3 protein-coding genes are annotated in these 2,007 nt (G+C 71.3%); 1 reads left to right on the plus strand and 2 read right to left on the minus strand.

Annotation, left to right across the window (positions count from 1 at the left end):
* Window positions 1-18: 18 nt before the first annotated feature.
* Window positions 19-261 carry a hypothetical protein gene (locus ACFWEP_RS34315; protein ID WP_387376170.1) on the minus strand — a complete coding sequence of 81 codons (243 nt, stop codon included), beginning with the start codon at window positions 259-261 and terminating at the stop codon, window positions 19-21.
* A 525-nt stretch (window positions 262-786) separates the two neighbouring features.
* On the minus strand, window positions 787-1,680 hold the full coding sequence (locus ACFWEP_RS34320) for a neutral zinc metallopeptidase (RefSeq protein ID WP_387376172.1): 894 nt from the start codon (window positions 1,678-1,680) through the stop codon (window positions 787-789).
* Between the two features lie 120 nt (window positions 1,681-1,800).
* Here ACFWEP_RS34320 and ACFWEP_RS34325 point away from each other — a divergent pair.
* Window positions 1,801-2,007: hypothetical protein (locus ACFWEP_RS34325; RefSeq protein ID WP_387376174.1), on the plus strand; the 207-nt coding region annotated here is incomplete at its 3' end.

Here is a 2,007-nt window from a genome sequence, read left to right on the forward strand (position 1 = left end):
GGGACGGCGCTCGCGGCGTCAGCCGCGACCGGCGCCCGTCGCGGTCGGGACCGCATCGACGCCCCAGCCCGACCGCCGGTCGGAGAGCTCGATCCCGACGGTGCCGATGCGGAGCAGGCCCGCGTGCGAGAGCCGGCTCCGTCGCAGCGTGCCCACGAGGGCGTCCACGGAGGCGCGTACGGGAGCTGGACGCGTCCGCGCACGGCGCATCGATGTGGGGGTGCGCCCGTGCGCGGGCCGGATCCCGACTTTCTCGAACATGGGCGGCGCTCATGACGCACGTGGCCGATTCGGGCTCCGCCTCGAAGATGCGGCGTCGCACGCGCCCTGGCCTCGATCACGCGCCGCCCTCGCCGTCGGCCCCGATCCGGCCGGAGTACTGAGGAAGCTCTTGGGGGGTGGTCCGGCCGTAGCGCCACGGTGCGACCTTCGGTGGGTGTACCAGCCTCATGTGGCGGGGGCCCGGCGGGCGCACGGTGCAATGTGCTCCGGCCCTGGAGGTGGAGCCTGGCAGATCGTCTCGTGGGCCACGTGCGTCTCCAGTTGGTCCGGAGACCGCGACCGCAGAGCCCGGCGGGTCTGATCGGGACTCCACCGCAGGTCCGGACGACGGTGGACGAAGACCCTCGGCGTGGCATCCGGGGTCGGGCCGACCGTCGCCGCCGCGCCGGCATGGCAGTACGGGCACTGATCCCCGGTCGCCGTGGAGTCAGGCAGGTCCATGGTCGTCAATCTCTGCCTGTCCCACCCACCAGTGGGCCATCGGCCGCCGGTCTGCGCGATCCTTCAGGCGAACGTGTTGCAGGTGTCGACTTTCCCGGACCGGTAGCCGGTGGTGAACCACTTCTGACGTTGCGCCGCAGAGCCGTGCGTCCAGGTGTCCGGCGTGACGCTGCCCTGGTACCTCTCCTGGATACGGTCGTCGCCCACGGCGGCGGCCGCGTCCAGTCCTTGATCGATGTCCGACTCCGTGAGTTCGGTGATCAGGGGCTTGCCGCTCTTCGGGTCGGGAGTCGTGGTCGCGTGGTGGGCCCAGACCCCGGCGAGGCAGTCCGCCTGGAGTTCCAGCTTCACCGAGCCGCTGTTCCGGCCCTGGCCGCTGCCGCGGGAGATGGTGCCGTTGAGGTCCTGGATGTGGTGCCCGTACTCGTGCGCGACGACGTACGCCTCGGCGAAGGGACCACCCTCGGCGCCGAATTTGCTGGTGAGTTCCTCGAAGAAGCCGAGGTCGAGATAGACCTTGTCGTCGGCGGAGCAGTAGAAGGGGCCCACCTCGGACGTCGCGTCGCCGCAGCCGGTGCTCACGCTGTTGGTGAACAGCCAGGTCGGGGCCTGCGTGTAGGACTTCCCGGCGGCTGATTCGGTCTGCTTCCAGAACGCCTGGACGCTGTCGACCACGGCCACGATCCGGCAGTCGTCCTTCGTGTTGGCGTCGGCACCCGTCCGGCAGTCCGCTGCCAGATCGGCGGCACCGGTACCACCGGATCCGCCGGCATCGGTGGCGGGGTCCGAGCTGAGCAGGCCGGGGTCCACCCCCAACACCACCGACGCGATCAGCACCAGCAGACCGACCACCCCACCGCCCACGGTCTTCCCGCCACCGGGAATCCCGCTCAAAGCTCCGCCCCGGTTGTCCTGGACCTCGGAGGTGTCCAGGGCAGCGTCTTCGTCGAACTTCATCAGCTGACTCTCCCTCACGGCGCGCCGGTCCACCCTGCGTCGCTCGGCACGCGTACCCCCGGGAAGCCGCCTCATCCGCCATCGCGACCGAGCGCGATCCCTCGGCCCTCCCCTCGACCCGTGGCGCCCACCGCGATGCTGGTGGACGTCGTCCCCGTCGTGACCGGCCGGTGGGTGGGAGACCCGGTGAGGGGCAGCGGCCCGAAGACGACGGAGCGGCGGCGGACCATGCTCGGGGAGAGGCGCCCGTTCGGCTTTCCGCTGCTCGCACGGCTCCTGCCGGCGGTGTGGTTCGCCGCCGGCAGGCCTGTGTCCGTGCTCCTGCCG

This window comes from Streptomyces sp. NPDC060198, from assembly GCF_042728415.1.
GTDB lineage: Bacteria > Actinomycetota > Actinomycetes > Streptomycetales > Streptomycetaceae > Streptomyces.

Excerpts from the sequence above, each read along its gene's own strand:
- ACFWEP_RS34315 (WP_387376170.1), bottom strand. The coding sequence starts at position 261 with ATGTTCGAGAAAGTCGGGATCCGGCCCGCGCACGGGCGCACCCCCACA.
- ACFWEP_RS34320 (WP_387376172.1), bottom strand. The coding sequence starts at position 1,680 with ATGAAGTTCGACGAAGACGCTGCCCTGGACACCTCCGAGGTCCAGGAC.